This window comes from Streptococcus sp. 400_SSPC (assembly GCF_001072745.1).
Taxonomy (GTDB): domain Bacteria; phylum Bacillota; class Bacilli; order Lactobacillales; family Streptococcaceae; genus Streptococcus; species Streptococcus xiaochunlingii.
Window position 1 is genome coordinate 1 of record NZ_JVIQ01000063.1, and the last position, 372, is coordinate 372.

General features: G+C 42.0%; 1 protein-coding gene. It reads right to left on the minus strand.

Translation table 11 applies throughout. The features are described from left to right. Positions 1-372: GBS Bsp-like repeat-containing protein (locus ADH49_RS07890; protein WP_048691400.1), on the minus strand; the 372-nt coding region annotated here is incomplete at both ends.

Sequence of the window (372 nt, forward strand, 5' to 3'; positions counted from 1 at the left end):
TTTTCTTGATCAATATAATGAACGTGAACTTGGTACTGTCCAACTGAGTTCTTGTGGTCACTTGCCTTGATCGTTGCTCGATAGGAACCATCAGCTTGACGAGTGGCCTTATGCCAGATTAAATCATCCTGACCTCCTGCTACACTCCATGATGGAATTAAAACTTCTTTCAAGCCAGTCGGTGATACTACATTACGAACTACTGCNTCAAAGGTGCCTGTACTTGAGTTGTTGTTCTCAATCGAAAGCATCCCTTGCGGCTTAGATTGACGAACTTCTACAACAGTCTCTGTAACATAACGGCGCTTATTTTCTTGATCAATATAATGAACGTGAACTTGGTACTGTCCAACTGAGTTCTTGTGGTCACTT